Here is a 3,142-nt window from a genome sequence, read left to right on the forward strand (position 1 = left end):
CCGCCGAGAGCTACACCTATTAAGTCGTCGGCAGCGTCAGCTGTGTATAAGAGACAGTCCTGATTGTCCGCGCCCCGCCCGCTACTGGACGGAGCGCGTCAAGACGGGTGCGGCGCGCGACAGGGCCCGTGACTTCGGTTCCCCTCTGAAGGCGCGCGCGGCTAGGGTGGCCCCGTCATGGCACACCCTTCCGCTGGCAAGCCCCTTTCGCGCGACCTGCTGATCAACCCTGACAAGCTGCGCGCGCAGTACTACGACGACACGCCCGACGCGTCCGTGGCCGAGCAGCGCGTGGCCTTTGGCACCTCCGGTCACCGGGGGAGCGCCGCGCGCCGCAGCTTCAACGAGGCGCACATCCTCGCGGTGGCGCAGGCCCTGTGCGAGTACCGCAAGCAGCAGGGCCATGACGGCCCGCTCTTTTTGGGCATGGACACGCACGCGCTCTCCGAGCCCGCCCAGCGCACCACGCTGGAAGTGCTCGCCGCGCACGGCGTGGAGGTCCGCTACACGGACGGCGCCACGCCCACGCCGGTCATCTCCCACGCCATCCTCACGTACAACCGGGGCCGCACCAGCGGGCTCGCGGACGGCATCGTCATCACCCCGTCCCACAACCCGCCGGAGGATGGCGGCATCAAGTACAACCCGCCCAACGGCGGCCCCGCCGACACGAACGTCACCTCCATCGTGGAGAAGCGCGCCAACGAGCTGATGGCCGCGGGCAACAAGGGCGTGCAGCGCGTCCCCTATGAGCGCGCGCGCTCCAGCGCCACGGTGAAGCCGTACGACTTCATCACGCCGTATGTCGCGGACCTGGTGAACGTGGTGGACCTGGACGTCATCCGGGGCGCGAAGCTCAAGCTGGGCGCGGATCCGCTGGGTGGCTCCAACCTGGCCTACTGGGCGCCGCTCGCGCAGAGGTACGGCCTGGACCTCACGGTGGTGAACCCCACCGTGGACCCCACCTTCGGCTTCATGCCCGCGGACCATGACGGGAAGATCCGCATGGACTGCTCGTCGCCGTACGCCATGGCGAACCTGGTGAAGCTGAAGGACCAGTACGCGCTCGCGTTCGGCAACGACACGGACTCCGACCGCCACGGCATCGTCACCCGCAGCATGGGGCTGATGAACCCGAACCACTACCTGGCCGTCGCCATCCACTACCTCTTCCGCAACCGGCCGGGCTGGAAGGCGGACGCGGCGGTGGGCAAGACGCTGGTGAGCAGCAGCCTCATCGACCGCGTGGGCAAGGACCTGGGCCGCCGCGTGGTGGAGGTGCCCGTGGGCTTCAAGTGGTTCGTGGACGGGCTGCTGGACGGCTCGCTGGGCTTCGGCGGCGAGGAGTCCGCGGGCGCGTCCTTCCTGCGCAAGGACGGCACCGTGTGGACCACGGACAAGGACGGCATCATCCTGGACCTGCTCGCGGCGGAGATTCTTGCGCGCACCGGCAAGGACCCCGGCGAGCACTATCAAGAACTGACGAAGAAGTTCGGCGCGCCGCTGTACACGCGCATTGATCAGCCGGCCACGTCCGCGCAGAAGGCCGCGCTGAAGAAGCTGTCGCCGGAGGCGGTGAAGGCCACGTCGCTGGCCGGCGAGCCCATCCTCCAGCGCCTCACGCGCGCGCCGGGCAACAACGCGGACCTGGGCGGCCTCAAGGTGACGACGGAGAACGGCTGGTTCGCCGCACGTCCGTCCGGCACGGAGGACGTGTACAAAATCTACGCGGAGAGCTTCCGCGACCAGGCGCACCTGGACACCATCGTCCAGGAAGCGCGCGCCATCGTCGGTGAGGCGTTCGCCGGAAAGTAGGCGTGGACGCGGGCGCCTCGCGCGGGGTTCGATGCCGCGCGAGGAGCTCCACCGTCCATGGACGTCAAAACCATCCTGCAGTACGTGCTCGCGCTGTTCATGGTCGCCGCGGGGGTGAACCACTTCCTCAAGCCCCGCATGTACATGCGCATCATGCCGCCGTACCTCCCGTGGCACCGGGAGCTGGTGCTCCTGAGCGGCGTGGCGGAGGTGCTGCTGGGCATCTTCCTGCTGGTGCCCGCCACCACGCGGCTCGCGGCCTGGGGACTCGTCGCGCTGCTCGTGGCGGTGTTCCCCGCGAACATCCACATGGCCCGGCACCCGGAGCAGTTCCGCAAGATTCCCCGGCAGCTGCTCTGGGCGCGCCTGCCGCTGCAGGTGGTGCTCATCGCGTGGGCGCTCTGGTACGCCTGAGCACGCCGGAGCCTTCGTCAGCGCCAGAGCGGCGCGTGGTCCTCGATGTACTGGCGCACCGTGCGCGTGGGACGTCCCAGCAGGTTCGTGAGCGTGGGGTCCACCCGCTCCGCCTTCCCGAAGCGCAGCCCCACGTGCATCAGCGTCTGCAGGCCTGACTGGCCCCACGACAACCGGCGCTGGAGCAGGTGGCGCAGGTAGCCGGGCACCGACGCGGGCACGTAGCGGATGGGCCGCCCCAGCACCTCCGACAACACGGACGCCACCTCGTCGAACGTCACCGCCTCCTGCCCGGTGAGCGTGAAGGCGCGGTTGCGCAGGGACGTGTCCAGGAGCGCCCGCGCCGCCACCTCGCCCACGTCGCGCACGTCCACGAAGGCCACCCGGCCGTGCCCCGCCGGCATGTAGAGACGGCCGTCCTGGCGGATGTCCTCGCGGTACGCGTCGCCCAGGTTCTGCGCGAAGAACGCCGGGCGCAGCAGCGTCCAGCCCACGGTGGAGTGCATCAGGTGCGCCTCCACCGCGTGGTGCGGAGCCCACGCGCTCTTCTCCGCGCCCGCCATGGACAGGAACACCACCTGCTTCACGCCCTGCGTGGCGGCCGCGTCGATGAACGCGTTGAGCGCTCCTTCCGCGTGCGCGATGGCCAGCGGCCGCATCAGGAACACGCCCCGCACGCCCTCCAGCGCCGGGAGGAACGTCTCCGGCCGCAGGAAGTCCAGCGGCGCCGGCATCACGTCCCCGTCCATCTCCTTGAGCAGCGACGCGGTGTGCTCCGGCGACTTCACCGCAGCGCGCACCGCCACCCCTTCGGCCAGGAGCGCGCGCACCACCGCCCGCCCCACGTTGCCCGTGGGCCCCGTGACGAGCACCGGCCCGCTCACCACGGCCGCACCTCCGCTGCGTCCGAGAC

Annotated in this window: 3 protein-coding genes; 2 read left to right on the top strand and 1 reads right to left on the bottom strand. The window is 70.2% G+C overall.

From position 1 onward, the window contains the following. Window positions 1–177 precede the first annotated feature (177 nt). The gene (gene pgm, locus D7X55_RS37825; RefSeq protein WP_121725570.1) at window positions 178–1,815 is read left to right on the top strand and encodes a phosphoglucomutase (alpha-D-glucose-1,6-bisphosphate-dependent); all 1,638 of its coding nucleotides are present in this window, start codon (window positions 178–180) and stop codon (window positions 1,813–1,815) included. Window positions 1,816–1,872: 57 nt separating this feature from the next. Next, window positions 1,873–2,229 carry a DoxX family protein gene (locus D7X55_RS37830; protein WP_121725571.1) on the top strand — a complete coding sequence of 119 codons (357 nt, stop codon included), beginning with the start codon at window positions 1,873–1,875 and terminating at the stop codon, window positions 2,227–2,229. A gap of 17 nt (window positions 2,230–2,246) precedes the next feature. Here the strand turns inward: D7X55_RS37830 and D7X55_RS37835 are convergent. Further along, window positions 2,247–3,142: SDR family oxidoreductase (locus tag D7X55_RS37835; protein WP_199747322.1), on the bottom strand; the 896-nt coding region annotated here is incomplete at its 5' end.

Source organism: Corallococcus sp. AB049A (genome assembly GCF_003668885.1).
Lineage (GTDB): Bacteria > Myxococcota > Myxococcia > Myxococcales > Myxococcaceae > Corallococcus > Corallococcus interemptor.

What these genes read in the sequence shown, in the direction of transcription:
- D7X55_RS37830 (WP_121725571.1), top strand. Translation starts at nt 1,873, where the DNA reads ATGGACGTCAAAACCATCCTGCAGTACGTGCTCGCGCTGTTCATGGTC.
- pgm (WP_121725570.1), top strand. Translation starts at nt 178, where the DNA reads ATGGCACACCCTTCCGCTGGCAAGCCCCTTTCGCGCGACCTGCTGATC.